Here is a 23,115-nt window from a genome sequence, read left to right as displayed (position 1 = left end):
GTCGACCATACAGCCGCAATGCGCTGGGGCCAAGAGCCGCAATACGGGCAAAGCGGGCTTTGACCAAGACATAAGGAGGGATGGTACCACGTCCCCGGCTCGAACGGGGGACCCCTAGATCCACAATCTAGTGCTCTAACCAACTGAGCTAACGCGGCACGCAAGCGGGGATTTAACGCCGCCCTCGCCGGATTGCAAGGGCAGGATTGCCAAAGTTTGCCCCAGTTGCTACCCCAATGCAAAGATAAAGGAACAGCAAGATGGGCATCGACAAACAAAGCGATATCGCCGCCAATATCCAGATCGGCCCAACCGAGTTGGGTATGGTGCGGATCTATATCGAAGCCGATGGCGGCATCGAACTGCCGTTGGACTTTGACGCCGACGAGGCCGAGGAAATCGCTGAAGAACTGATGTCGGCCGCCGAGGCTGCAAGGGCGATTGCAGGTGGCGCTAAACCGAAGAAAAAACGCTGACGCCGGGGTCGCGATAGGCTTGCAACCGCAGCGCCGCGTGGCGGGCGAATTTTTGCAGCACCACTTTGCGGCGGGCAGCGGGCAGTGGCGTGTCCGGCCCCATTCGCAGAATCGCCGCGTCATAGGCATCGGCGATGATCAAACCTGACGCCTCTGGCAGCAGTTGGGTTGGAAAATCGCCATCCACCGCCCAGAAAAACCGATCACACCATTCCAGATAGCCCTGCCATTTCTGATCCGCCCTATAATCGGCGCGGCTGGATTTGCATTCGATGATCCAGATTTCGCCCTTGGGGCCCAATGCCATCACATCCACCCGCAGACCGGGGGTCGGCACCAGTTCTTCCACTGTCACGAAATCAAACTGCCGCATGGCCCGACACACCCCACGCGCAAGACGCTGGCCGGGCATCGGTGGTAAGAGGTTTTCCATATCCATCGGCAAAATATGAACCAAACGTGAACACCCCGCAAGGCCCGTCAGGCCCCTTGCCATCAGCCCCCCCCAAGCCTACATTCAGCCTTGGCGGGTTCTGCTCTTCTCGTGTATGGCCCTTTTCCAGTGGCCGATAAGCATCTCCGAGGGAGCTGGCTCTGGCAAGATCCTGGTCTTGCTACCTGGCGACCAACCTGAACACTCAGGCTCTCGGGAAATTCACGCCGTCACGGCCGCTGCGGGCCCGCCACTTCTGCCCAGCGCATGAAAAAGGGGACAGTACGCTGTCCCCTTTTCCGCATCTTAGGCTCGAATCAGATCAGAAGCCGTAAACCAGCGACACGCCCAGTTTGTTGTCCGCACGGATCGCGCGGCTGTCGTTATAGTCGGTCAGATAGCTGACACGGGTCGAGAACGCGTCCGTCACCTTAAAGCTCACGCCCAAGTCGTTGCCGATGCGCAGCGCGGTGTCCGATTTCAGGACATCAGTATCCATGCTGGCAAAAACGTTGTCGTTGAACTTATAGAAGAAGCGCGACGACACGATGCCCGCTGACTCAGTGGTGCTGCGGTCATCACCGAATTCCAGATAGCTGATACCCACGCCCGCCTGCACGCGCCAAGCGATGTTCTCGTTGTTCACGATGCGGTAACCCGGACCAAAGCCCAAAAACGCATCTTTCGACACCGAGGTGGACGGGTCGACCGCGTCTTGCGCCAAACCGTCCGAGTTAACTCGGCCCAAGACAAAGCCGTAAATCTTGTCGGTGAAGTAATAGTTGGCGTCATAGACTGCCAACACATCTTCTTTCGATTTCACGTTATCGGCATCGGCATAGTCAACCACAAAGCTGAGGGTCTGCACGAAGCGGTCTTGGTTGAAACGCAACCGCGCCCCAGCCGAAAACTCTTGCGATTCATTGTTGCCGGTCTTGCCGCTGTAGCCCAGCGAGGCCGAACCCGACATGCCTTGGCGCATGTCCTGATTGCCAAAGCGCATCTCATCATTGCCACGCGCCATGTCACGGTTGGCTTTGATCGCCAAGTCGTCGACCTGATCGTCAACCGCAGACGACCCCAGCAGCGTTGTCTGTGCCACCGCAGGCAGCGACCCAACAGCCAGAGCGAATGCGGATACTGCCGCGATACGAGTTACGTTCTTCATGATCCGTCCTTTCAACATCTATCCCTTGCGTCGAAGCTTTCCGGCGCTGCAGTGCAGATGTTTCATCAGGGAAGGTCATTCAAGAGCAGATGCCAAGCAAATGATTTCACATCATTTTTCCGCCGAAATCCTAAAATTTGTGGCGAGGTTCTGCCCAAATCCTGTAACAAAGCCACTATTGCAGAAACGTGATGGAACCAGCCCGAGGGTCTTGGATGGCCTCGTTAAACAGGCCAAATTTGGGAGTTTTTCGCCTGCTACGCTGCAGCGGCAACATGCCAGTGTTGCGCGAAAACCGCATAATTAGCCCGAAGAGCCGCGTGATCAGCGCCGAAATCTCTGTATCGGCGGATCACTGCGTCGCTGGCACGAACACCATCTGATGACCCGCCCCGGTCAGCGTAAGTTTGGTCGGCGTTTCGTCAGCCATCTCGATGCCCTGAAGCGTTTGGAAGAACTCCGCCTCGCCCTTGATCTGCAAACAGGCCATCCGTGTGGTGCCAATCATGCCCAGCTCAAAGGCCCCGCTGTCCCGCGCCACATCGGCGAAATAGCGGTTGCAGGGCGCTTGGCCTATAACCCGTCCCGGCTCGGCCAAGCTGAGCGTTGCGGTATAATCCACCGCCGCGCCATCGACCGTTGCCAGCACCCAATCGGTGCCCGCCTGCCCGGTCTCCACACAAGCCGCCAGCATCAGCGCCGCCATCCAGAGATGTTTCATCGCATAGTCCTTTCACAACCGACAAAGCTTTGACGCGCGCCAAAGCAATATCCTTGGAAAAAATTTGGCCCCGAAACTTAATTGACCTAGGAACTTAAAATGCCTCGGGCTTCGCTTCGCGCGCCATATGGTCCAGCACCGCGTTGACGAATTTTGACTCTTTCCCCTCGGGGAAAAATGCCTTGGCGACATCGACATATTCGTTGATCGTGACTTTCGGCGGCGTAATCATCTGGGTCAATTCCGCCCCGGCGGCACGGAACAACGCGCGGATCACCGGGTCAATCCGATCAATCGGCCATTTCGCCACCAGCGCGCGGTCGGTCATCTGGTCAATCATCGCCTGAAAGTTCACCGCATGATCAACGACGGCGCGGAAGTGCGTGACATCGCCCTCGGCCATCTCGTCGCCATCATAAATCGCCCCGAAGCGATGAGTTTCAAACTCGCGACGGATCGACTCGACGGTCTGCCCTGAGGCCTCCATCTGAAACAACGCCTGCACGGCATAAAGCCGGGCGGCTGATTTCATCTGCTTCTTGTCAGGCTTGGCGGTGTTGGAAGTCATGGACGAAAACCGATCCCTTTGGTGTCGGTCGCCCATTTGCGCGATAAGGCGATCAGGTGCAAGGCCGCAGCGGCCGCGCCGCCACCTTTGTTTTGCCCAGCGGCCTCAGCACGCACCTCAGCCTGCGTGCGATTTTCCACCGTCAGGATGCCATTGCCAATCGCGGCACCCTGCAACCCCAGCATGGTGATCGCGCGGGAACTGTCATTGCACACCGTATCGTAATGCGTCGTCTCACCACGAATGACGCAACCCAGCGCCACATAGCCGTCAAACTCCGCCATCCGCTCGGCCAGAGCAATCGCCGACGGCACTTCCAGCGCCCCCGGCACTTCGACCACCTCAGTTGTCGCGCCGCAAGCCGCAGCCACCGCCTGCGCGCCCGCCACCAGTTGATCTGTGATGTCCTTATAGTAGGGTGCCACCACGATCAGCAGCTTCACCGGGGCCGAAAACTCGGGCAGCGGCAGGGTGTAATGGGTTTCACTGGCAGCCATGATCTACTCCGCAATCGCACGGGTGCCGACAATCGACAGCCCATAAGCGTCCAGGCCCACCACTTTCGGAGCCTTGGAATTTGTTACCAAAGTAATCGCGCTCAGACCCAGCGCCGACAAAATCTGCGCGCCTAAACCATACTGACGTAAGGTGTGGGGAGAAGCCTCGCCCGCCTCAACCTTCATAGAGGTGTCGCGCAACAGCACAATCGCCCCACGCCCCTCGGCAGCAATCACCCGCATCGCGCCCTGCAAATCGCCAACGTGATCGTCGCCAATCCCCAGTACATCCTCCAGCGCGTTCAGCGTATGCACCCGCGCCAGCACCGGAGCATCGCCGGACAGATCGCCTTTGGTCAGCACGACATGCTCATCGCCATGGGTCTCATCGGCGAAGATCCGCATCAGCCAATCGCCACCATGCAAGGATTGCACCCGCTTGACCGAGCGCTCTTTGATCAGATTGTCATGCCGCCGACGATAGGCGATCAGATCGGAAATCGTGCCGATCTTCAGATTGTGCTTTTGCGCAAACGCCACCAGATCCGGCAGCCGCGCCATCGTGCCGTCATCCTTCATAATCTCGCAGATCACCCCCGACGGGTTCAAGCCGGCCAGCCGGGAAATATCAGTCGCAGCTTCCGTGTGCCCCGCCCGCACCAACACGCCACCGTCACGCGCCCGCAACGGGAACACATGTCCCGGCGTCGCCAGATCACTCGGTGCAGATTTCGGATCAATCGCCACCGCAATCGTGATCGCGCGATCTTGGGCGGAAATCCCGGTTTCTACCCCCTCGCGCGCCTCAATCGAGACGGTAAACGCAGTCTCATGACGGCTGGAGTTTTTCGAGGCCATCAGCGGCAACCCCAAAGCATCAATCCGCGCCCCAGTCAGCGTCAGGCAAATCAGCCCGCGCCCATGCGTCGCCATGAAATTCACCGCCTCAGCCGTGGCCATTTCCGCCGGGATCACCAGATCGCCTTCGTTTTCGCGATCTTCATGGTCGACCAGAATGAACATCCGGCCATTGCGGGCGTCTGCGATGATTTCCTCAACGGACGAGATAGCGTCCGAGTATTCCGTGCGTGTGGTCATGATCTGGCTTCCTGCAACTCTCACTTTGCCAATAGCGCCAAAGATCGCCAAAAGCCAGAGCGCGCTGCCGAACAGTGCTTGTGCAAACCGCCCAGTGACGGCCTAAAACTTATCTAAAATTTGCGGCTTCATCTTGGCAAAAATACTCCCGCCGGAGGCTGCTTGGCGTCAACAAGCCCAAGCTTAGTCGAAAAGCCCAAGCCTAAAAGCCCGCGAAAAACCGCTCTGCAGGAAGATAGCCCGCAAGCCGCCCCGCCGCACACCACTCGCGCTCCAAAGCCAGATCGCCGACCAGCAACACCCGATCCCCCGGCACTTTGCCCAAAGCTGCCCGGACCGCCGCCCGCGCCTCGGCAAATTTCGCCAATGCAAAGGGTGCGGGATGCGCTTGATCAATCTGCGGATTCACCAGCACGGCTTGGACTGACAGCGGAGCCACCGCCAAAGCAATCCGCGCGCAGGTCATCGCATCCAGCTTCTCCGCCCGATCCAGCGGCAAGCTCTCGCGCCCCCGCACCAGCCGCAACGCGTTCGAGGAAAACAGAAACGCGATCAGATCATGCCCCGTCGCCGCCCGGACCGAGGCGTAGGTCTTATACTCTAAACCCAAATCCCGCGCCCGCTTCACCCGCAACCGCACCACTTCAATCGGCAGGGTCGGCAACAACTGCTCACGTGCCGCCCGCCAACAATGCGTCCGCCACGCCACCCCCGGCTGCATCGAAGGCCCGCCGTTATGCCCTAAGCCCGTCACGGCCTATTCCCACTCGCGCAGCCGCGCCACATAGCGCGCCATCGTATCGACTTCTAGGTTCACCTTATCGCCCAGCTTGACCTCGCCCCACGTCGTCACTGCCTGGGTATGCGGGATGAAATTGATGCCAAAATCGCAGCCATCGACCTCATTCACCGTCAAAGACGTGCCATTCAGCGCAACCGAGCCTTTCGACGCGATAAACTTCGCCAAAGCCTCTGGCGCGCGAAATGTCACCCGCACAGAGTCGCCCTCGGGCACAATCCGCACCACTTCGGCCACGCCATCAATATGGCCCGAGACGATATGCCCGCCCAATTCATCGCCCACCTTCAACGCCCGCTCTAGGTTCAGCCTTTTGCCGATCTTCCACCCCGCGAGATTGGTTTTCGAGACCGATTCCGCCGAAATCTGCACATCAAACCAGTTGCGCGGAGAAGTCCCCAGCGCCACCACCGTCAAACAAACCCCCTCGCAGGCAATCGACGCGCCAATATCCACGCGGGCAACATCATAGACCGTGCCGATCCGCGCTCGCAGATCGCCGCGCTGCTCCAGCTCCAGCACTTCGCCCATATCGGTGACAATTCCGGTAAACATCGCTTGGCCCTCATGATTTGCCTCAAAGCTACCGCCTGCGCCGGGCTTGCGCAATCGCCTCAAATTAGCCGCGCTTCTCGTGTTAGGGTTCACAAAGCCGCAGTTTTCCCGTTCTATTCTGGAACCCTCCGGCGCATTCAGACTAAAAACGCGAGTAACATGTCAGGTTCAGGTCAAGATCGCCGCTTTCTGTTTCTTCAGGGTCCGCACGGCCCCTATTTCCACCGCCTTGGCAAAATGCTGGTGCTTGCTGGCGCGCAGGTCTGGCGGGTGGGGTTTAACCGCGGCGACCGCGCGTTTTGGCCGTCCGAGGCCAGCTACATCGCCTATAAAGGCACGCTGCAAGACTGGCCTTTGGCCTTCCGCAGCGTGCTGGAACAAAAGCAAATCACCGATATCGTGCTCTACGGCGACACCCGACCAATCCACGCGATAGCTGTGCAAGCCGCCCGCGCCGCTGGCATCACCGTACATGTGTTCGAGGAAGGCTACCTGCGCCCCTATTGGATCAGCTACGAAAGGGGGGGGGCGAACGGCAATTCGCGGCTGATGCAGATGACGGTGCCGCAGATGCAAAAGGCGCTGGAGGCTCTGGACATGGAACTCCCCGACGCCCCCGCCCGTTGGGGCGATATGCGTCAGCACATGTTTTGGGGCGCGCTCTATCATTGGTTCGTGATGACCGGATTCTGGGATTATCGCAATTTTAAACCGCATCGTGCGCTAAGCGTCGGGCAAGAATTCTGGCTTTATGTCAAGCGCCTTGCGCTCCTCCCCGTGCATCGGTGGGAGCGGATTGCCGCCACCTTCCGCATCAAACACGGCGGTTTCCCTTATCATCTTGTGCTGTTGCAACTGGAACATGACGCCAGTTTCCAGATGCATTCGCCGTTCAAAACCATGACCGAGTTTCTGGCGCTGGTGATCGAAGGCTTCGCCAAGGGAGCCGCCCCGCATCACCATATCGTCTTCAAAGCGCATCCGCTGGAAGATGGCCGTGTCCCGGTTGCTCATGAAATCAAGCGCTTGGCCGCGCTGCACAGAGTCACCTCTCGCGTGCATTTCGTGCGCGGGGGAAAATTAGCCGCCCTGCTAAACCACGCCCGCAGCGCTGTGACGGTGAACTCTACCGCCGCCCAGCAAGTTCTGTGGCGCGGATTGCCGCTGAAAACCTTCGGCGCTGCGGTCTATGCCAAGCCGGAATTCGTCTCGACCCAAAATCTGAAAGACTTCTTCACCCTGCCAACCCGCCCCGACAGCCGCGCTTATCGCGATTATCGCCATTATCTCTTGGAAACCAGTCAAGTACCGGGCGGCTTCTACAGTTCGCGCGGGCGCAGGGAATTGCTACGACAGGTGGTAGATATGATGCTGCAAGCTGAAGATCCCTATGATGCACTCACCTCGGGCAAAGCGGCACCACGGCAACAGTTGCACCTCGTCAAGTGAACAAAGAAACCAAGACTGGCATTTTGTTTCGTCTTTCTGTAGCCTTACAGGCAAAACTTGAGGCAAATCCAGTTAAAGGAGCCCGGGCAGTGAAAATTACCGGATCAAGGGGGGCGAAGGCCCTTGCCCTTGTGGCGCTTGTCAGTGCGGTCGGGGCCTGTGGCCTGCCGCGCTCTGGCCCCAATAAGGCAGAAATTTACAAAGGCTCAGTCCTGAAACAGGGCGACGCCTTTATTGTGACGGTCAACGCGCGGGTGACCCGCGCCACGGCGGTGACGCCGGCGCTGGGGTTCAGTTCGGCCTTCCGCAATGCCGGGGTGGTTGGATCAGACGTGATCTCGCCCGGTGATGTGTTGGGCCTGACGATCTATGAAAACGTCAAGGATGATCCCCTGCTCGGCAACACCGGCCAGCGTGTATCGGCGCTGACCGAGATTCAGGTTGATGGCGCGGGCTACATCTTTGTACCCTATGCCGGGAAAATCAAAGCGGCGGGCCAATCGCCCGACGGTTTGCGCAACATTATCACCAAAAAGCTCGACACCCAGACGCCTGATCCGCAAATCTCGGTGCAACGCTTGGCTGGCGATGGTTCGACCGTCTCGGTTTCCGGATTTGCCGGGGCCAACGGGGTGTTCCCGATCGAACGCCCCACCCGCACCTTGTCGGCGATGCTGTCGAAAGCTGGTGGCGTCACGATTGAACCTGCCGTCGCCATCGTGCGCGTCACGCGCGGCACTCAATCCGGCAAGGTCTGGCTGGAAGATCTGTTCTCGAACCCCGGTCTCGACATCGCCTTGCGTCCCGGCGACAAGATCACCGTCGAGAAAGACACCCGCTCTTTCGTGGCGATGGGGGCCACTGGGTCGCAAAGCAAGATCCCGTTTGAAACCCAAACCCTCTCCGCGATTGAGGCTTTGGCCACCGTTGGCGGCCTGAACACCGGCACCGCAGACCCGACTGGCGTCTTCGTGTTCCGCAATGAACCTGCCGAGGTTGCCAATTCCGTGCTGGGCCGTCGCGATCTGAAGGGCGATCAGCGCATGGTCTATGTGCTTGATCTTACTCAACCAACGGGCATGTTTGAGGCGCGTGATTTCCTGATCCGCGACGGCGACACTGTCTATGTCACCGAAGCACCGTTTGTACAGTGGACCAAAACCCTGTCGGCGATTTCGGGCTCCACCGCCGCCGCCAACAACATCGCCACCACGGGGCAGTGAGGCGGTCTTGACCTTAGTCGGACCAAATACCCAAGCCGCCGGGATCATTCCCCGGCGGCTTTTCTATTTCAACGCAGGCTTCCTACGCCAACCCCACCTGCGCCGAATACTCGCGCGCGCCGGGCATGACTTGCACCTTGGCCTGCCCGGCCCCGAGGATGGCGTGGTGGTCTGGGGCCGTTCGCCTTACGCGCGGCGCGGTGAGGCAATTGCCGCCCGCTATAACCTGCCCTTGGTCCGCATCGAGGATGCTTTTCTGCGTTCAATCCGCCCCGGTCGTTTGGGCGACGCACCCTTGGGCCTACTGATCGACGGCCTTGGCGTGCATTTTGACAGCGCCACGCCATCCACGTTAGAGGCGATCCTCGCAAAACAGCCCTTAGACGATTCGAACCTTTTGACCCGCGCAAGGGACGGCATTGCCAGAATCCGCGCCCTAGACTTGTCAAAATACAATCTTCACCTCTCAGAAGCCCCCTTGCCCGCTCCCGGTTATGTGCTGGTGGTGGATCAAACCGCAGGCGATGCCTCGATCCGCCATTCCGGGGCCAATGCCACCCGCTTTGCCGAGATGCTGGCCACCGCGCAAAGCGAACACCCCAATGCCCGCATCGTGATCAAGACCCATCCCGAGACGCAACTCGGGCTGCGTCGCGGCCATTTCACCGCTGCCGATCAAACCGACCGCATCCGCCTGCTGGCCACCCCCGTCTCGCCTTGGGCCCTGCTGGAGGGCGCTATCGCGGTCTACACCGTATCATCGCAACTGGGGTTTGAGGCGATCCTCGCAGGCCACCGCCCCAGCGTCTTTGGCCAGCCGTTCTACACCGGATGGGGCCTGACCGCCGACGCTTTTCCGCTGGATCGCCGCAGACGCAGCCTGACCAAAACCCAGCTTTTCGCCGCCGCGATGATCCTTGCCCCCACATGGGTCGATCCCTGCCGGAACCGGTTGTGTAGCTTTGAAGAGGCTGTCGATCAACTCGAGGCCGAAGCCCGCGCCCACCGCGAAGACCGTTTCGGTCATGTCGCCCTTGGGATGCGCGTGTGGAAACGCGCTCGGTTGCAAGCCGTATTCGGTCGCGAAAAGTCGATGGTTTTCCAGGATAATCCCGCGAAAGCCATCGCCAATGCCCGCGCGACGGGCCGGGGCCTATTGGTCTGGGCAGGCAAAGAACCCGCAGATCTGCCCGAAGCCTTGACCAACCGCCGCGTCGAAGATGGCTTTGTACGCTCGCGGGGCCTGGGTGCCGAACTCGTGCCGCCGCTGTCCCTCGTCACCGACGATCTCGGCATTTACTACGATCCCACCCGCGAAAGCCGCCTTGAACAGCTGATCCAAACCCCGCTGCCCCCAGATGCCGCCCGCCGCGCCGAGAAACTCATCGCCGATCTGATCACCGCGCGCCTATCAAAATACAACCTCTCCGGCAACCTGCCCGATCTGCCCGATGGCCCGCGCGTGCTTGTCCCCGGTCAGGTCGAAGATGACGCCTCGATCCGCCTTGGCGCGGGCGATATCCGCACCAATCTTGCCCTACTGCAAGCCGCCCGTTCAGCGCATCCCAACGCGACAATCATCTACAAACCCCACCCCGATGTCGAAGCGGGCCTGCGCCCCGGCGCTATTCCCGACCAAACCTTGCGCGGCCTAGCCGACATTATCGCCCACCACGCCGACCCGATTCACCTGATCGAGGCCTGTGACACCGTCGTCACCATGACCTCGCTCCTTGGATTTGAGGCCCTGCTGCGCGGCAAGCGTGTTACTTGCCTCGGCGCACCGTTCTACGCCGGATGGGGCCTGACCCAAGATCTCGGCCCGGTTCCTCTGCGGCGCAAACAAGCCAAAGACGGCCATCCGCTGCCCCGCCCCAGCCTTTTGGCCCTCGCCCATGCCGCCCTGATCGCCTATCCGCGCTATTACGATCCGGTCAGCCGCAAACCCTGCCCGCCCGAAGTGGTGATCCACCGCTTGGCCACAGGCACCGATACCCCAACCGGGCTGGGACTTCGCCTTCTGGCAAAGCTACAGGGGCGGTTTGCCACCTATTCCCGGTTCTGGCGTTAACCAAGGCCTTCTGGCCTGCTGGTTAGTAAATATACCGGATTTGCTCGGTCCAATACCGCTCTATCCGCTTCAGCGATTGGTTCATATTTTCCATGTTATTGGCATCGACCAGCCCCCGCTTCGCCAGCCCTTCGGCATGGCGCTGGAACAAATCGGTGAGCATCCCACGCACCCGGCGGCCCTTTTCACTAAGTCGCACCCGTACCGAACGGCGGTCAACTTCCGAGCGCTGATGGTGCATATAGCCCAATTCCACCAGCTTTTTCAGGTTATACGACACATTCGAGCCCTGATAATAACCGCGCGACTTCAACTCTCCGGCGGTCACCTCATTCTCGCCGATGTTGAACAACAAGAGCGCCTGAACCGAGTTGATCTCAAGCACCGCCATTCGTTCAAATTCATCCTTGATCACGTCCAACAGCAGCCGATGTAGCCGCTCCAACAACGCCAGATTGTCGAGATAGCCCGCCATCAACAGCTTTTGCGAGCCGTCCAGCAGGGGGTCATGTAAACTCATTTATTAACTCCGCGAGCGATGGCAACTGCGGATAGAATCGTCACAAAACAAAAACATATCGTAAACTCGCCACGATTTTGGCGCAAATTAACGCGCAGTCAGTCGCCTTCGCGCGAAGCCGCCAATTTCTACTATTAAATCAGTCAGATAAGTTGGGGCAGGCAACTGCCCCAAAACCCAAGGCAGTAGATCTTGGTCGTTTTCTTCTAAAAGTTTATCGAAAGCAATCAGCCGATCTTCCGACATTGCAGCCAAATGCACATCGGCAAATGGCCCCAAAATCAGATCCATCTCTTTCATGCCGCGCCGCCAGCTGCGCATCGACATGCGTTTCAGCCTAGCATCCTGCGTTTCGCTCATGATGTCATCCCACGCAATTCAGTTGCCAGTTTCTGCTCAGCCTGCATCAATTCCACGCCCAGCACCTGCATTTTCCGACGTAACTGCGTGATGTCGGCCAACATGCTGCGTACAGGCAAAGCCAGCGGAGCGCGCGCATCTGGTGCCGCCACGCCTTCGCCTTTGCCCGAGAGCAGCCACATCAACGAGACATTCAGCATCCCGGCCAACATCTGCAAACGGTTGCCACGCGGCTCCCACTCATCAGCCTCCCAGCTTTTGATCGTGGTGTCACGCACACCCAATCTTTGCGCCAGTTCGATCTGGCTCATCGCGCAGGATTCGCGCGCGGCCTCCAGCCTGTCGCCAAAGGTTGCTGTTGCTTCGCTATACCACGTTTCGTTGGTGGTTTCTGCCATCTTGCCTCTCCATAAGGTGATATCGCTTGATTGCTTGAGGGGGCCACCCTATGGCAGGGAGGCGAAAATTGCAAACCAGCCCAACGGAGTCCGCCTTATGGCCTTCCTGTCAGATACCCTCGCCCGCGTAAAACCCTCACCCACCATCGCCGTGACAACCAAGGCACAAGAACTCAAAGCCGCGGGCCGCGATGTGATCGGCCTGGGCGCAGGCGAGCCGGATTTCGACACTCCGGAGAACATCCGCAATGCCGCGAAACGCGCGATTGATGCAGGCAAAACCCGTTACACGGCGGTCGATGGCATCCCCGAGCTGAAGAAGGCGATCTGCGAGAAATTCGCCCGCGAAAACGGCCTGACCTATGCGCCCAATCAGATCACCGTCGGAACGGGCGGCAAGCAGACGCTGTATAACGCGCTGATGGCCACCTGTAATCCCGGCGATGAGGTGATCATCCCCGCGCCGTATTGGGTGTCCTACCCCGACATGGTGCTGCTGGCGGGCGGCACCCCGGTTCCGGTGGTGGCCACCATCGACACCGATTTCAAACTCACGCCCGCGCAGCTGGACGCCGCGATCACCCCGAAAACCAAGTGGTTTATCTTCAACTCGCCCTCTAACCCGACAGGCGCAGGCTACACCCGCGCCGAACTCCGCGCGCTTTGCGATGTGCTGCTGAAGCACCCGCATGTCTGGATCATGTCCGACGATATGTATGAACATCTGGTGTTTGACGATTTCGAATTCACCAGCCCCGCGCAGATTGAGCCGAAACTCTACGACCGCACCCTGACCTGCAACGGCGTGTCGAAATCCTACGCAATGACCGGCTGGCGCATCGGCTACGCCGCAGGCCCCACAGCCTTGATCAAAGCCATGGGCACGATCCAAAGCCAGAGCACCTCCAACCCCTGCTCGGTCAGCCAATATGCCGCCCTTGAGGCCCTGACGGGCCCGCAAGATTTCCTTGCCCCCAACCGCAAGATCTTCCAGCGCCGCCGTGATCTTGTGGTGTCGATGCTGAACGATGCAAAGGGTATTAAATGCCCGAAACCCGAGGGTGCGTTCTACGTCTATCCCGACATTTCGGGCTGCATCGGCAAAACCAGCCCCGCAGGCACCAAGATCAGCAATGATGAGATCTTCGCAACCGCGCTTCTTGAAGAAACCGGCGTCGCCGTGGTGTTCGGCGCGGCGTTCGGGCTTTCGCCAAACTTCCGCGTCAGCTACGCTACCGCTGACGAGGTTCTGCGCGAGGCTTGCACCCGCATCCAGACCTTCTGCGCCTCTTTGACCTGAAGGATGTCATGGCCGACCGGATCACCGCCAATCTGCCAAGCCGCGATTTCGCAGCGACCGAGGCGTTTTACACCCGTCTCGGTTTTGCCACCCGTTTCCGCGATGATGGCTGGATGATCCTGCAACGCGGCGGCTTGGTGCTGGAGTTCTTCCCACACCCCGAGGTCGATAAATGGTCCAGCTGGTTCTCTGCCTGTATCCGCGTCGATGACGTGGCAAGCCTGCTCGCGGAATGGCAACAAGTCGGGCTGCCAACCGACCATAAGGCGATCCCGCGTCTGACGGGCATCTTCAAACCGGGCAATGCCCCGCGCATGTTTGCGCTGGTCGATGAAGACGGCTCGCTGCTGCGGGTGATTGACAACATTGATGCTGGCGAGGCCGCCTGAATGTCCGCCGATCTGCCCGAGTTCTACTTCCGCATCCGTGATAACGGCGCTGCCGTGTTCCGGGTGGATACCGAGAACCGCCAGCGCCGCATCGACATGGAAGAAATCGCACTGGTCAACGTCAAGAACGGCAACATCAAGCCGCATGGCGATCATAAGCTGACGCCTGACGAAGTTACGATGATTAGCCAGTGGGTTGCCAAGCGCCAAGCCATGCTGGCCGCGCGCGATGTCGATGACATCCTGCGCGCCGTCGACCACATGAACCTCACCACCCAATGGGTGCAATCCAAAGCCTCGGACACGCAGCTAGAGGAAGTCACCGACCTGCTGCTGCTGGCGATGCACGACCTGCGTTCAGTGCTGGTGCGCAAAAAGGCCGAGCGTTTGATGAAAGGCGAAGCAGCGGAATAGCCCTCAGCGCACCCGATGCCAGAACCGCCACATCATCGTGACGGCGGCAAACACCAGGCCAATCACCAAGCCCGCCCACAGCCCAATCCCGCCCATCCCGGCATGGAACGCGAGGAAATAGCCGCAGGGAATCCCGATCCCCCAATAGCTGACCGCCGCCGCAATCATCGGCACCCTTGTGTCCTTGATCGCCCGCAGCAAGCCCAGCGCCATCACCTGCATCGCATCCGCCATCTGAAACAGCGCCGCCATAGCCAATAGCGTGACACCAAAGGCAATGATTTCAGCGCTTTGCGGCTTAGACTCGTCCAGAAACAGCGAAATAATCGCCACTGGAAAGCTGAGAAACAGCACAACCATCACCGCACCAAAGCCAACCGACAACGCAATCGCCACCTTGGCCGCGTCGCGCAAGCCTTGCCGGTCGCCCGCGCCATCCGCCCGCCCGGCCCGCACCGTCGCGGCATTCGACAACCCCAAATGCACCATAAACGACAAAGCGGCGACCTCCATGGTGATGCCATGCGCCGCCAGTTCAACGGTGCCAATCCAGCCCATCATCAGGGCTGTCGCCTGAAACAATCCACTCTCGGCGAGTGACGTAATGCCAATCGGCCAGCCCAACCGAAACACCTGATGCAAAGCCTGCCAATCCGGCCGCCAAAACCGCTGAAACAGCCGGAAGTGCCGCAGCTCTGGCAGCCATCCGGCATAAATCGCCAGAGCCAGAGCCGTCAAAGACTGCACCAGCACCGAAGCAATCGCCGCCCCGCGCACGCCCAATTCCTGCGCACCCCAATGGCCAAAGATCAGCGCATAGGCCAGCACAAGGTTCACCCCCACCGCCGCCAGCGTCACCCACAGCACCACCTGCGTCCGCTCTAACGCCGCGAGGTAATTCTTCAACACCATTACCAACAGCGCCGGGATCATCCCGAGCCCCGCGATGCGCAGAAAATCCTGCCCCAAAATCGAAACCTCAGGCCGCTGCCCCAAACCCAGCAGCAATGCCTCAGACCACCAGAAAATCGGGTAAGTCAGCACGCCAAAGCCAATCGACAGCCACATTCCCATCCTTGTATCCCGCCGCACCTGCGCCTCATCGCCGCGCCCGACAGCCGTTGCAACCATCGGCAAAACCGCCTGCGCAAACCCCGCACCCAAGATGAAAATCACGAAAAACGTCGAAGTCGCCAGCACAACAGCAGCCAGTTCATTCACCCCATACCAGCCCAAAAGCACGGTATCGGTGACATGCAGCGCCATCTGCGCCAGATGCGAGCCTACTAGCGGCAGCCCCAAAGCCAACGTCGCGCGGGCATGTGAGATGTAGGACATTCTTTTGATCATATCGCTTCCTACAAGCGCCAGATCACCGCTGCAAGACGTAGCCTCCGCCGCAGTGCAGCGCGTCCGGCCCCGACCCTCCCCCGAAAACCAATGTCGGATTTCACGAAACCGCGTCGATAACGCGGCATTTACATTCCCCACCCAGCGCGCCTAGCGTAAGCCCTGTCATAGAGTGACCGCGATGCCGCCCAACTCCGCCCCCCATATCCAGCCGCCCAAAATCCAGCTCTGCCGCGCCCATGACATCCGCGCTGGCGCCTCCACCCTCGGAGCCCGCCTGCTGGTCGACCGCCTCTGGCCACGCGGCATCGCCAAATCCGATTTGAAGCTGGATGCATGGCTCAAATCCGCCACCCCCAGCCCGCATCTGCGGGAATGGTTCTGCCACGATCCCGCCAAATGGGCTGAATTCACCAACCGCTACCGTGCCGAACTGACCGCCACGCCCGCAGCCTTGGCCGAAGCGCTGGAGTGGTGCCGCAAAGGTCCCGTCACCCTGATCTACGCCGCCCGCGATACCGATCACAGCCACGCGCTGATCCTGCGCGATGTGCTGCTCGAAACCCTAACGCACGAGACTCATCATGCCTAACTCCCAGCCCGCGCATCAAAACCTGCGCACCCCCGTCTGCGACCTGCTCGGCTGCGACAACCCGATCCTGCTTGCCGGCATGGGTGGCGTTGCACGATCAGAACTTGTCGCCGCCGTGGCAAATGCGGGCGGCTACGGTATCCTCGGTATGGTCCGCGAATCCCCCGACCTCATTGCACAGGAAATCGACGCCGTCCGCGCCCGCACCACAAAACCCTTCGCCGTCAACCTGATCCCCGCCGCCACCGACCCCGCTTTGCTCGACGCCGAACTCAACGCCTGTTTCGCCAAAAAAGTCCCCGCGATGTGCTTTTTCTGGCACCCGGTCCCCGAAGCCATCCAGCGCGCCAAAGCCGCAGGTTGCCTTGTGCTGCACCAAGTAGGCTCGCTGCAAGCCGCGCTAGAGGCCGAAGCCGCCGGAGCCGACGTCCTGATCGTGCAGGGCGTCGAGGCGGGCGGCCATGTCCACGGCACCGCCGCCGCCCTGATCCTTGTCGAGCAAGTCGCCCGTGCCAGCAACCTGCCCATCGTCGCCTCAGGTGGTTTCGCCACCGGAGCCTCGCTGATCGCCGCCCGCGCCCTGGGCGCCCAAGCCATCCACTGCGGCACCGCCTTCCTCGCCACCGAAGAATCTTTCGCGCATGACGACCACAAGGCCCGCGTGCTGGCCGCCTCAGCCGAGGATACCGTCTACACCGACGTCTTCGCGCTGAATTGGCCGGCGAACTCGCCGGTGCGCGTCATCCGCAATTCCGTCACCGACGCCATCGGCCACACTCTGACTGGCCACCACCCCGACACCCTCCCGCACGAGATCATCGCCCATGAGGATGGCCGCCCCCTGCTGCGCTACAGCACCGACAGCCCCCTGCGCATCACCACGGGCGATCTTGAAGCCATGCCCAATTACGCCGGCCAAAGTGCCGCGCTGATCACCACCCTGCCCACCGCCGCCGCGCGCATCGCTACCATCCTCAGCGAAGCCCAAACGGCCCTCGCCCGGCTCACATCGCCATGACCCAAGCCCCCCGCCCCTACGCCTCCCCCGCCTGCCTTGCGCAGGAAATCGACCCCAATCATATCGACCCGCAACAAGCCACCGATGTTGCCCGCTGGCGCAAAGCCGAACGCACCCGCCTGCTTGCCGAGCGCGCCGCCCTCTCCGTCGCCACGCGCCAGGCCGCAGCCCAATCCATCGCCACCCATCTCGACCGCCTGCTCGCCCAGCGCTTTCCCAGCCTGAGTCGCCTGATCATCTCGGCTTGGTGGCCGATCAAAGCCGAACTTGACCTGCGCTTCTGGCTTGCCAGCCTCGCGGCCCGCGGTGCCACCGCCGCCCTGCCGCTGATCCTCACCCCGAAAGCTCCGCTCGCCTTTCGCGCCTGGACGCCGCAAACCCCGATGGAGCGCGGTTTCTGGAACATCCCCACCCCCGCGACGGGGCCCGAGATCATCCCCCATATCACCCTCTCTCCCCTCGTCGGCTGGGACAACGCCGGCTTTCGCTTAGGCTATGGTGGCGGCTATTTTGACCGCACCCTTGCCACGCTCACTCCCTCACCCATCGCCATCGGCATCGGGTTAGATGCCGCCCACCTGCCAACTATCTTTCCACAACCTCATGATATCCCTATGGATTATATCCTGACAGAATCCGGCCCGCAGCCGCTTCACGCCTGAGACGCAACGCCACACCTCCATCAACGCATAATCCACTATACTCACGCCATGACCGATGAAACCCGAGTCCTCTACAACGAAACCTGCCCGGTTTGCCGGTTTGAAATCGGTCACCACCGCAAGGTCGCCCTCGCCGAGGATCTGCCGCTACGCTTCGACGACCTGACCCAAGCAAGCGCTTGGGGCGTCACCCCCGAGGCCGCAGCAAAACGCCTGCATGTGCTGCACCAAGGCCAACTGCTCTCCGGTATCCCGGCCTTCCAAATCCTCTGGGCGCAACTGCCATGCTGGCGACTAATAGCGCGCATCACCGCACTACCGCTGATCCATCCGCTGACCTGCGCATTCTACGATCACCTGATGGCCCCCATCCTTTACCGCGCCCACAAACGCCGCGAAGCCGCCAAAGACCTGCCGTAATAGCCTGACAACCTGCACGGAAATCCCCGGTGAGGTGGCCCCATGTTGCGCTTAGTGTTTCTGCCGCCGCCCCTGCCCGGCCATACGCTCCCCCAACCCGAACCCGTGCTCTGCGCCGAAGGCACCGCGATCACGCCCAGCCCGCTGCAACCTGTTCGCCCCCATTGTGCGCCCGCGCCGCAGCAATTCATGGCCACGCAACGCGATGCGTAAGCGCCTGATAGCACTGGCCGCTTTGCTGCTGCTCTCGGCGCCAGCGCTGATACTGCTCCGTCAGCCCCCAGCACCTCCGATCAGCTTTGACGCGCTGCGCAGGCTCGTCCTCGCGCGGGATTTCACAGCGACCGACGCGGCCCTTGAAGCCGCCCATACCAGCTATACATCTGCTCATACGCCGGATGCTGAGCGCGATCTCTACAACGTCTTCGCCCTATCTGATCCCGCGATCCAGGGTTTCACCGAAGACTGGGCGCGCGATCAGCCCGACAATCCTCGCGCTCTGACTGCAAAAGGCTGGAATCTTTACGCTTGGGGCAATTTTTGGCGTGGCAGGGCCAGCGTCAACAATACCACTGACGAGGCAATGTCCGCTCTGATGCAGCGCCACACCGCTGCCTTCCCGCTGTTCAAACAAGCGACCAAGCTTGCGCCAGACCTGATTCCTGCCTCGGATGGCCTGCTGCGCCTGACCGCCACCTTGGGGAATAAATCGGTGATCCCGCGCGAGTTGGAACGCATTATGAACAGCCAGCCCAATCGCGGCAGCTTGATGCGCGCGATGGTAGCCCTTGCGCCACAATGGGGCGGCCGGCCCGAACAGGTGAACCTGCTCTGTGATCGCTACGCCCCCAAGATCACCGATATCAAAGACTACAGCCCCGAAATCTGCCGCATCGACGCGGTTTACTATGCCGGTTTCTGGTATGGAGACCAACGCGCGGCCGCCCATCAGCTTTTGATGTTCACCGACCATCCCATCCTCGACAATGCCCGTTACAATGACATGATGGATGGGTTGACGAGCCCAGAAGACAGCATCGTGCTGCTGGAAAAGATCAAGGCCGATGGCGAAATGGCCTCTCGTGAGGCACGCAAGCTCGACACTTTGCGCAATCAAATCAACAATGTCTCACCGATGGAGGCTAAATACCCCGAACTCGCCATCGCGTTAAGCCGGGAAGTCCCCTACCTGCACGACGCCCTCCTCCAAGACCCGCTGAACCCATATCTGCTGCACCGTTACATTGGCGTGCTGTTTGATGCCGCAGAATATGCCAATCGTCCCGTCACACTTGCAGACAAGGCCGAGATAACAACACGCCTACATGCCGCCTTGAAAGCAGTGCCCACCGCACCGCAACTGTGGATCGACCTCGCCGAGATAACTCTGCGTTGGCAAGACCTTGACAGCATCGCCAAAGCCGAGCCGTATTTCCACAACGCGATCTATTACTCGCGCTACGGCACCGATGAATTTGCCGATGCCGCGCGGCCAAAGCTGCAAATGGTGCAGGACCAAAGCAACTTGATCCAAGCCGTAGACATCTCAGGCATGACACCCGAACAACTGGCGAAACTGGATGAGATTGTGAACTGCCCGCTGGCCGTACAACTCAGCATTTTGCGGGTGGTCTGCCAGAACACCGGCACGCCAGAAAACCAATGTGCTGAGGGCGCCGCGACCAATGATGTGGTGTGGGATCGGCTAAACGGGCGGATAAATGCTGGAGCCTGCTTCAAGGAGTTCAAGCAGCGGTTGGAAGACATCTACGAAAAACCCGCCAAAGTCGATTTCTGATCGCACAACCCGATCACAATCCCGCCCTAAAGCCACCACGATCCTGATCGCACTAGCCGATCAGGATCACCGCCCAAGCCACGCCACCCGCTATCGCTGTCAAAGCCACCGCCGCCGAGCCGCAATCCTTCGCCTTCTTGGCGCGCGGATCGTCGACCTTTGAGATGTAATCCACCGCTTCCTCCAACCCGGTGTTCATCAACTCCGCCGCCAGCACCAACAGGCCTAGCGCAAGGATCAAACTGCGCTCGGCCGCCGACAAATCCAACGAAAATGCCAGCCCCGCCGACAGCAGGTTCACCACTGTCCATTGCCGCAGCGTCTTTTCCGTCGTCCAAGCAGCAACCCAACCGTCCCACGACCAAATCACCGTATTGGCAAGCCGCCGCGCCTCGGCGCGCAAAATATCCCGCATGGCTCCCCCCATTCAGGCAACCATCCAAGCGCAAGCCCCCGATTTTAGCAAGCCTCACGCCTTGGCAAGCGCGTCCAGATAAGCGCGCACAGAAGTCACCACATGCGCAAAGCGATCGCCGCCCAGATGCACCCCACCATACCAGCGCGTCACCACCACAATATGATCGCGCAGCTCCGCCCGCTCCAACATCTTCAGGATCACCGCCCCCGCGCCCGCCTCACCGTCATCACCCTTCACAGCCCCCTCGTCCGACAAAACGCTGGCCCAGGTGTTATGTGTCGCCTTGGCGAATTTCTTGGCCCGCTTCAACTCGGCCAGAAACGCCTCTATTCCGGCACGCCCCTGCACGGGTCCGCCCGACACCGCATAACGCGAGCCACGATCCCGCAAAACATCGACGATCTGCAACATGCCGTCCTCTTATCCTCTGTAGAAGCCTCCGGCGGGGATATTTGAGCCAAGATGAAATAGCAAAGCGCAATGCCATGGGCTTGACTTCACCCGGTCGGCAGAGTGTATCGGGCAAAACCGATCCAGCCTCCGTGAAGGGGAAGTCCATGCACGCCTATCGCAGCCACACTTGCGCCGATCTGAACAAATCTCATGTGGGCAATGAGGTCCGCCTTTCTGGCTGGGTGCATCGGGTGCGCGATCATGGTGGTGTGTTGTTCATCGACTTGCGCGACCATTACGGCATCACCCAAGTCATCGCCGACAGCGACAGCCCCGCCTTTGCCGATATGGACAAAGTGCGCGCCGAATGGGTGGTGCGGATTGATGGCCGGGTGAAAGGCCGCGATGCGTCGCTGGTCAACGCCAAACTGCCAACGGGTGAGATTGAGGTCTACGCCACCGCCCTCACCGTGCTGGGTGCCGCCGAGGAACTACCATTGCCGGTGTTTGGCGATGTCGACTACCCCGAAGAAACCCGGCTGACCTACCGCTTCCTCGATCTGCGCCGTGAAAAGCTGCACCGCAACATGATGCTGCGCTCGAACGTGGTGCGCTCAATGCGCAACCGGATGTGGGATCAGGGCTTTACCGAATTCCAAACCCCGATCATCACCGCATCCTCGCCCGAAGGTGCGCGCGACTTTCTGGTGCCATCGCGCCTGCACCCCGGCAAATTCTATGCCCTGCCGCAAGCACCGCAGCAGTTCAAACAACTGATCATGGTGGCGGGCTTTGACCGCTACTTCCAGATCGCGCCCTGCTTCCGCGACGAAGATCCGCGCGCAGACCGCTCGCCCACCGACTTCTATCAGCTTGATATTGAAATGTCTTTTGTCGAGCAGGAAGACGTGTTTGCCGCCGTGCAGCCCGTTGTTCAGGGCATCTTTGAAGAATTCGCACCGGGCAAAAAGGTCTATTCCGACTGGACCAAGATCGCCTACCGCGACAGCCTGAAATGGTATGGCTCGGATAAACCCGACCTGCGCAACCCGATCAAGATGCAGGACGTGTCCGAGCATTTCGCAGGCTCCGGCTTTGCGATCTTCGCCAAATTGTTGGAACAACCCGGTAACGAGGTCCGCGCTATTCCCGCCCCAACCGGTGGCAGCCGCAAGTTCTGCGACCGCATGAATGCGTTTGCGCAGAAGGAAGGCCTGCCGGGCATGGGCTATATCTTCTGGCGCGAGGCCGAAGATGGCTCTGGCATTGAAGCCGCAGGGCCGCTTGCCAAGAACATCGGCCCCGAACGCACCGAAGCCATCCGCCAACAACTCGGCCTCGGCCTCGGCGACGCCGCCTTCTTCCTCGGCGGCAAACCGGAAACCTTCGAGGCCATTTCTGGCCGTGCCCGCAATGAAATCGGCCGCGAGCTTGGCCTCACCGAGCAAAATTGCTTCAAATTCGCCTGGATCGTCGATTTCCCGATGTATGAGAAAACCGACGACGGCAAGATTGATTTCTCGCACAACCCGTTCTCGATGCCGCAAGGCGGGCTGGATGCGTTGAACGGCGATCCGCTGGAAGTCTATGCATATCAATATGATCTGGCCTGCAACGGCTACGAATTGATCAGTGGCGGCATCCGCAACCACAAACCCGAAATCATGTTCAAAGCCTTTGAACTCGCAGGCTACCCGAACTCCGAGGTCGAGAAACGCTTCGGCGGTATGGTCAAAGCCTTCAAATACGGCGCCCCGCCGCACGGGGGTTGCGCCGCTGGCATCGACCGCATCGTCATGCTGCTGGCGGATGAGCCGAACATCCGCGAGGTCATCATGTTCCCGATGAACCAACGCGCCGAAGATATGCTGATGGGAGCACCGTCAGAACCCACAAACGCCCAGATGCGCGAACTGTCCCTGCGCGTCGCCCCGAAAGAGTAACGCCTCAGCGGTGATCCGGATGGCCTGCCCGCGCAGGCCATCCCACAAGCGGCTTTCCGCTCTGTGTGGGGCAGACTTCGGC

General features: G+C 60.1%; 28 protein-coding genes and 1 tRNA gene. 14 read left to right on the top strand and 15 right to left on the bottom strand.

Features of this window, described 5'->3' with window-relative positions; genetic code table 11:
- Nucleotides 1–81: 81 nt before the first annotated feature.
- Nucleotides 82–158: transfer RNA gene (locus AKV04_RS13505), tRNA-His, on the bottom strand.
- Nucleotides 159–260: 102 nt separating this feature from the next.
- Here AKV04_RS13505 and AKV04_RS13500 point away from each other — a divergent pair.
- Nucleotides 261–476, top strand: a complete 216-nt coding sequence (locus AKV04_RS13500; RefSeq protein ID WP_054006934.1) for a DUF6324 family protein — start codon at nt 261–263, stop codon at nt 474–476.
- Here the strand turns inward: AKV04_RS13500 and AKV04_RS13495 are convergent.
- From AKV04_RS13495 to AKV04_RS13460, 8 genes are all read right to left on the bottom strand, one after another.
- Entirely contained in the window at nt 454–915 is a 462-nt protein-coding gene (locus AKV04_RS13495) for an MmcB family DNA repair protein (RefSeq protein WP_054007177.1), read from the bottom strand. The genes AKV04_RS13500 and AKV04_RS13495 overlap by 23 nt on opposite strands.
- A gap of 316 nt (nt 916–1,231) precedes the next feature.
- Complete coding sequence (locus tag AKV04_RS13490) at nt 1,232–2,077, bottom strand: DUF481 domain-containing protein (protein ID WP_054007176.1); 846 nt, start codon at nt 2,075–2,077, stop codon at nt 1,232–1,234.
- 352 nt (nt 2,078–2,429) lie between these two features.
- A complete protein-coding gene (locus AKV04_RS13485; RefSeq protein ID WP_054006933.1) occupies nt 2,430–2,798 on the bottom strand; it encodes an META domain-containing protein in 369 nt (122 codons plus the stop codon).
- Nucleotides 2,799–2,892: 94 nt separating this feature from the next.
- Entirely contained in the window at nt 2,893–3,366 is a 474-nt protein-coding gene (gene nusB, locus AKV04_RS13480; protein ID WP_054006932.1) for a transcription antitermination factor NusB, read from the bottom strand.
- Nucleotides 3,363–3,863, bottom strand: coding sequence for a 6,7-dimethyl-8-ribityllumazine synthase (locus AKV04_RS13475; protein WP_054006931.1), 501 nt, complete (start codon nt 3,861–3,863; stop codon nt 3,363–3,365). Before AKV04_RS13475 ends, nusB begins: the two co-directional genes overlap by 4 nt.
- 3 nt (nt 3,864–3,866) lie before the next feature.
- Entirely contained in the window at nt 3,867–4,961 is a 1,095-nt protein-coding gene (ribB, locus tag AKV04_RS13470) for a 3,4-dihydroxy-2-butanone-4-phosphate synthase (protein WP_054006930.1), read from the bottom strand.
- 202 nt (nt 4,962–5,163) lie between these two features.
- On the bottom strand, nt 5,164–5,715 hold the full coding sequence (locus tag AKV04_RS13465; protein ID WP_054006929.1) for a hypothetical protein: 552 nt from the start codon (nt 5,713–5,715) through the stop codon (nt 5,164–5,166).
- 3 nt (nt 5,716–5,718) lie between these two features.
- Nucleotides 5,719–6,315, bottom strand: a complete 597-nt coding sequence (locus AKV04_RS13460; RefSeq protein ID WP_054006928.1) for a riboflavin synthase — start codon at nt 6,313–6,315, stop codon at nt 5,719–5,721.
- Nucleotides 6,316–6,474: 159 nt separating this feature from the next.
- Between AKV04_RS13460 and AKV04_RS13455 the strand changes: the two genes are divergently transcribed.
- From AKV04_RS13455 to AKV04_RS13445, 3 genes are all read left to right on the top strand, one after another.
- Nucleotides 6,475–7,764, top strand: coding sequence for a capsule biosynthesis protein (locus tag AKV04_RS13455; RefSeq protein ID WP_054006927.1), 1,290 nt, complete (start codon nt 6,475–6,477; stop codon nt 7,762–7,764).
- An 89-nt stretch (nt 7,765–7,853) separates the two neighbouring features.
- Complete coding sequence (locus tag AKV04_RS13450; RefSeq protein ID WP_156317533.1) at nt 7,854–8,987, top strand: polysaccharide biosynthesis/export family protein; 1,134 nt, start codon at nt 7,854–7,856, stop codon at nt 8,985–8,987.
- A gap of 7 nt (nt 8,988–8,994) precedes the next feature.
- Nucleotides 8,995–11,058 (top strand): capsular polysaccharide biosynthesis protein, encoded by a 2,064-nt coding sequence (locus AKV04_RS13445; RefSeq protein WP_082351647.1) that lies wholly within the window; start codon nt 8,995–8,997, stop codon nt 11,056–11,058.
- Nucleotides 11,059–11,080: 22 nt separating this feature from the next.
- Here the strand turns inward: AKV04_RS13445 and AKV04_RS13440 are convergent, their stop codons facing one another.
- From AKV04_RS13440 to AKV04_RS13430, 3 genes are all read right to left on the bottom strand, one after another.
- The gene (locus AKV04_RS13440; protein ID WP_054006926.1) at nt 11,081–11,578 is read right to left on the bottom strand and encodes a MarR family winged helix-turn-helix transcriptional regulator; all 498 of its coding nucleotides are present in this window, start codon (nt 11,576–11,578) and stop codon (nt 11,081–11,083) included.
- Between the two features lie 87 nt (nt 11,579–11,665).
- Nucleotides 11,666–11,938 carry an FAD assembly factor SdhE gene (locus AKV04_RS13435; RefSeq protein WP_054006925.1) on the bottom strand — a complete coding sequence of 91 codons (273 nt, stop codon included), beginning with the start codon at nt 11,936–11,938 and terminating at the stop codon, nt 11,666–11,668.
- The gene (locus AKV04_RS13430; protein WP_054006924.1) at nt 11,935–12,336 is read right to left on the bottom strand and encodes a helix-turn-helix domain-containing protein; all 402 of its coding nucleotides are present in this window, start codon (nt 12,334–12,336) and stop codon (nt 11,935–11,937) included. The genes AKV04_RS13435 and AKV04_RS13430 overlap by 4 nt, the downstream gene beginning before the upstream one ends.
- Before the next feature lie 97 nt (nt 12,337–12,433).
- Between AKV04_RS13430 and AKV04_RS13425 the strand changes: the two genes are divergently transcribed.
- Genes AKV04_RS13425 through AKV04_RS13415 form a run of 3 tightly spaced genes read left to right on the top strand, consistent with a single transcriptional unit; the run spans nt 12,434 to nt 14,439 of the window.
- Entirely contained in the window at nt 12,434–13,636 is a 1,203-nt protein-coding gene (locus AKV04_RS13425; RefSeq protein ID WP_054006923.1) for a pyridoxal phosphate-dependent aminotransferase, read from the top strand.
- A gap of 8 nt (nt 13,637–13,644) precedes the next feature.
- A complete protein-coding gene (locus tag AKV04_RS13420) occupies nt 13,645–14,025 on the top strand; it encodes a bleomycin resistance protein (RefSeq protein ID WP_054006922.1) in 381 nt (126 codons plus the stop codon).
- Nucleotides 14,026–14,439 (top strand): hypothetical protein, encoded by a 414-nt coding sequence (locus AKV04_RS13415; protein WP_054006921.1) that lies wholly within the window; start codon nt 14,026–14,028, stop codon nt 14,437–14,439.
- Nucleotides 14,440–14,442: 3 nt separating this feature from the next.
- Here the strand turns inward: AKV04_RS13415 and AKV04_RS13410 are convergent, their stop codons facing one another.
- Nucleotides 14,443–15,777, bottom strand: coding sequence for an MATE family efflux transporter (locus tag AKV04_RS13410; RefSeq protein ID WP_407638437.1), 1,335 nt, complete (start codon nt 15,775–15,777; stop codon nt 14,443–14,445).
- Between the two features lie 193 nt (nt 15,778–15,970).
- On the opposite strand from AKV04_RS13410, the gene AKV04_RS13405 reads away from it, so the two are divergent.
- From AKV04_RS13405 to AKV04_RS13385, 6 genes are read left to right on the top strand one after another with little or no spacing between them, the layout of a single operon-like run.
- Nucleotides 15,971–16,381, top strand: coding sequence for a DUF488 domain-containing protein (locus AKV04_RS13405; protein ID WP_054006919.1), 411 nt, complete (start codon nt 15,971–15,973; stop codon nt 16,379–16,381).
- Nucleotides 16,374–17,399, top strand: a complete 1,026-nt coding sequence (locus AKV04_RS13400) for an NAD(P)H-dependent flavin oxidoreductase (protein ID WP_054006918.1) — start codon at nt 16,374–16,376, stop codon at nt 17,397–17,399. The genes AKV04_RS13405 and AKV04_RS13400 overlap by 8 nt, the downstream gene beginning before the upstream one ends.
- Nucleotides 17,396–18,061: a 5-formyltetrahydrofolate cyclo-ligase gene (locus AKV04_RS13395; RefSeq protein ID WP_054006917.1), complete on the top strand. Its 666-nt coding sequence runs from the start codon at nt 17,396–17,398 to the stop codon at nt 18,059–18,061. The genes AKV04_RS13400 and AKV04_RS13395 overlap by 4 nt, the downstream gene beginning before the upstream one ends.
- 48 nt (nt 18,062–18,109) lie before the next feature.
- Nucleotides 18,110–18,481, top strand: coding sequence for a thiol-disulfide oxidoreductase DCC family protein (locus AKV04_RS13390; RefSeq protein ID WP_054006916.1), 372 nt, complete (start codon nt 18,110–18,112; stop codon nt 18,479–18,481).
- Nucleotides 18,482–18,523: 42 nt separating this feature from the next.
- Nucleotides 18,524–18,694, top strand: a complete 171-nt coding sequence (locus AKV04_RS26220; RefSeq protein ID WP_156317531.1) for a hypothetical protein — start codon at nt 18,524–18,526, stop codon at nt 18,692–18,694.
- The gene (locus AKV04_RS13385; protein WP_054006915.1) at nt 18,687–20,279 is read left to right on the top strand and encodes a hypothetical protein; all 1,593 of its coding nucleotides are present in this window, start codon (nt 18,687–18,689) and stop codon (nt 20,277–20,279) included. The genes AKV04_RS26220 and AKV04_RS13385 overlap by 8 nt, the downstream gene beginning before the upstream one ends.
- Nucleotides 20,280–20,331: 52 nt before the next feature.
- Here the strand turns inward: AKV04_RS13385 and AKV04_RS13380 are convergent, their stop codons facing one another.
- Together AKV04_RS13380 and AKV04_RS13375 are read right to left on the bottom strand one after the other, a co-directional pair.
- A complete protein-coding gene (locus tag AKV04_RS13380) occupies nt 20,332–20,694 on the bottom strand; it encodes a diacylglycerol kinase (RefSeq protein ID WP_054007173.1) in 363 nt (120 codons plus the stop codon).
- Nucleotides 20,695–20,748: 54 nt separating this feature from the next.
- The gene (locus tag AKV04_RS13375; protein WP_054006914.1) at nt 20,749–21,108 is read right to left on the bottom strand and encodes a YigZ family protein; all 360 of its coding nucleotides are present in this window, start codon (nt 21,106–21,108) and stop codon (nt 20,749–20,751) included.
- A gap of 146 nt (nt 21,109–21,254) precedes the next feature.
- Between AKV04_RS13375 and aspS the strand changes: the two genes are divergently transcribed.
- A complete protein-coding gene (gene aspS, locus AKV04_RS13370; protein WP_054006913.1) occupies nt 21,255–23,033 on the top strand; it encodes an aspartate--tRNA ligase in 1,779 nt (592 codons plus the stop codon).
- Nucleotides 23,034–23,115 lie beyond the last annotated feature (82 nt).

It is taken from the genome of Cypionkella psychrotolerans, assembly GCF_001294535.1.
Taxonomy (GTDB): domain Bacteria; phylum Pseudomonadota; class Alphaproteobacteria; order Rhodobacterales; family Rhodobacteraceae; genus Cypionkella; species Cypionkella psychrotolerans.
Note: the sequence above shows the minus strand (reverse complement) of the source record. Positions and strands in the feature narration are given on the sequence as shown.

Bases quoted from the DNA above. Each gene is read 5' to 3' on its own strand.
- AKV04_RS13500 (WP_054006934.1), top strand. From the start codon at position 261: ATGGGCATCGACAAACAAAGCGATATCGCCGCCAATATCCAGATCGGC.
- AKV04_RS13495 (WP_054007177.1), bottom strand. From the start codon at position 915: ATGGATATGGAAAACCTCTTACCACCGATGCCCGGCCAGCGTCTTGCG.
- AKV04_RS13490 (WP_054007176.1), bottom strand. From the start codon at position 2,077: ATGAAGAACGTAACTCGTATCGCGGCAGTATCCGCATTCGCTCTGGCT.
- AKV04_RS13485 (WP_054006933.1), bottom strand. From the start codon at position 2,798: ATGAAACATCTCTGGATGGCGGCGCTGATGCTGGCGGCTTGTGTGGAG.
- nusB (WP_054006932.1), bottom strand. From the start codon at position 3,366: ATGACTTCCAACACCGCCAAGCCTGACAAGAAGCAGATGAAATCAGCC.
- AKV04_RS13475 (WP_054006931.1), bottom strand. From the start codon at position 3,863: ATGGCTGCCAGTGAAACCCATTACACCCTGCCGCTGCCCGAGTTTTCG.
- ribB (WP_054006930.1), bottom strand. From the start codon at position 4,961: ATGACCACACGCACGGAATACTCGGACGCTATCTCGTCCGTTGAGGAA.
- AKV04_RS13460 (WP_054006928.1), bottom strand. From the start codon at position 6,315: ATGTTTACCGGAATTGTCACCGATATGGGCGAAGTGCTGGAGCTGGAG.
- AKV04_RS13455 (WP_054006927.1), top strand. From the start codon at position 6,475: ATGTCAGGTTCAGGTCAAGATCGCCGCTTTCTGTTTCTTCAGGGTCCG.
- AKV04_RS13440 (WP_054006926.1), bottom strand. From the start codon at position 11,578: ATGAGTTTACATGACCCCCTGCTGGACGGCTCGCAAAAGCTGTTGATG.
- AKV04_RS13435 (WP_054006925.1), bottom strand. From the start codon at position 11,938: ATGAGCGAAACGCAGGATGCTAGGCTGAAACGCATGTCGATGCGCAGC.
- AKV04_RS13430 (WP_054006924.1), bottom strand. From the start codon at position 12,336: ATGGCAGAAACCACCAACGAAACGTGGTATAGCGAAGCAACAGCAACC.
- AKV04_RS13425 (WP_054006923.1), top strand. From the start codon at position 12,434: ATGGCCTTCCTGTCAGATACCCTCGCCCGCGTAAAACCCTCACCCACC.
- AKV04_RS13420 (WP_054006922.1), top strand. From the start codon at position 13,645: ATGGCCGACCGGATCACCGCCAATCTGCCAAGCCGCGATTTCGCAGCG.
- AKV04_RS13415 (WP_054006921.1), top strand. From the start codon at position 14,026: ATGTCCGCCGATCTGCCCGAGTTCTACTTCCGCATCCGTGATAACGGC.
- AKV04_RS13410 (WP_407638437.1), bottom strand. From the start codon at position 15,777: ATGTCCTACATCTCACATGCCCGCGCGACGTTGGCTTTGGGGCTGCCG.
- AKV04_RS13405 (WP_054006919.1), top strand. From the start codon at position 15,971: ATGCCGCCCAACTCCGCCCCCCATATCCAGCCGCCCAAAATCCAGCTC.
- AKV04_RS13400 (WP_054006918.1), top strand. From the start codon at position 16,374: ATGCCTAACTCCCAGCCCGCGCATCAAAACCTGCGCACCCCCGTCTGC.
- AKV04_RS13395 (WP_054006917.1), top strand. From the start codon at position 17,396: ATGACCCAAGCCCCCCGCCCCTACGCCTCCCCCGCCTGCCTTGCGCAG.
- AKV04_RS13390 (WP_054006916.1), top strand. From the start codon at position 18,110: ATGACCGATGAAACCCGAGTCCTCTACAACGAAACCTGCCCGGTTTGC.
- AKV04_RS26220 (WP_156317531.1), top strand. From the start codon at position 18,524: ATGTTGCGCTTAGTGTTTCTGCCGCCGCCCCTGCCCGGCCATACGCTC.
- AKV04_RS13385 (WP_054006915.1), top strand. From the start codon at position 18,687: ATGCGTAAGCGCCTGATAGCACTGGCCGCTTTGCTGCTGCTCTCGGCG.
- AKV04_RS13380 (WP_054007173.1), bottom strand. From the start codon at position 20,694: ATGCGGGATATTTTGCGCGCCGAGGCGCGGCGGCTTGCCAATACGGTG.
- AKV04_RS13375 (WP_054006914.1), bottom strand. From the start codon at position 21,108: ATGTTGCAGATCGTCGATGTTTTGCGGGATCGTGGCTCGCGTTATGCG.
- aspS (WP_054006913.1), top strand. From the start codon at position 21,255: ATGCACGCCTATCGCAGCCACACTTGCGCCGATCTGAACAAATCTCAT.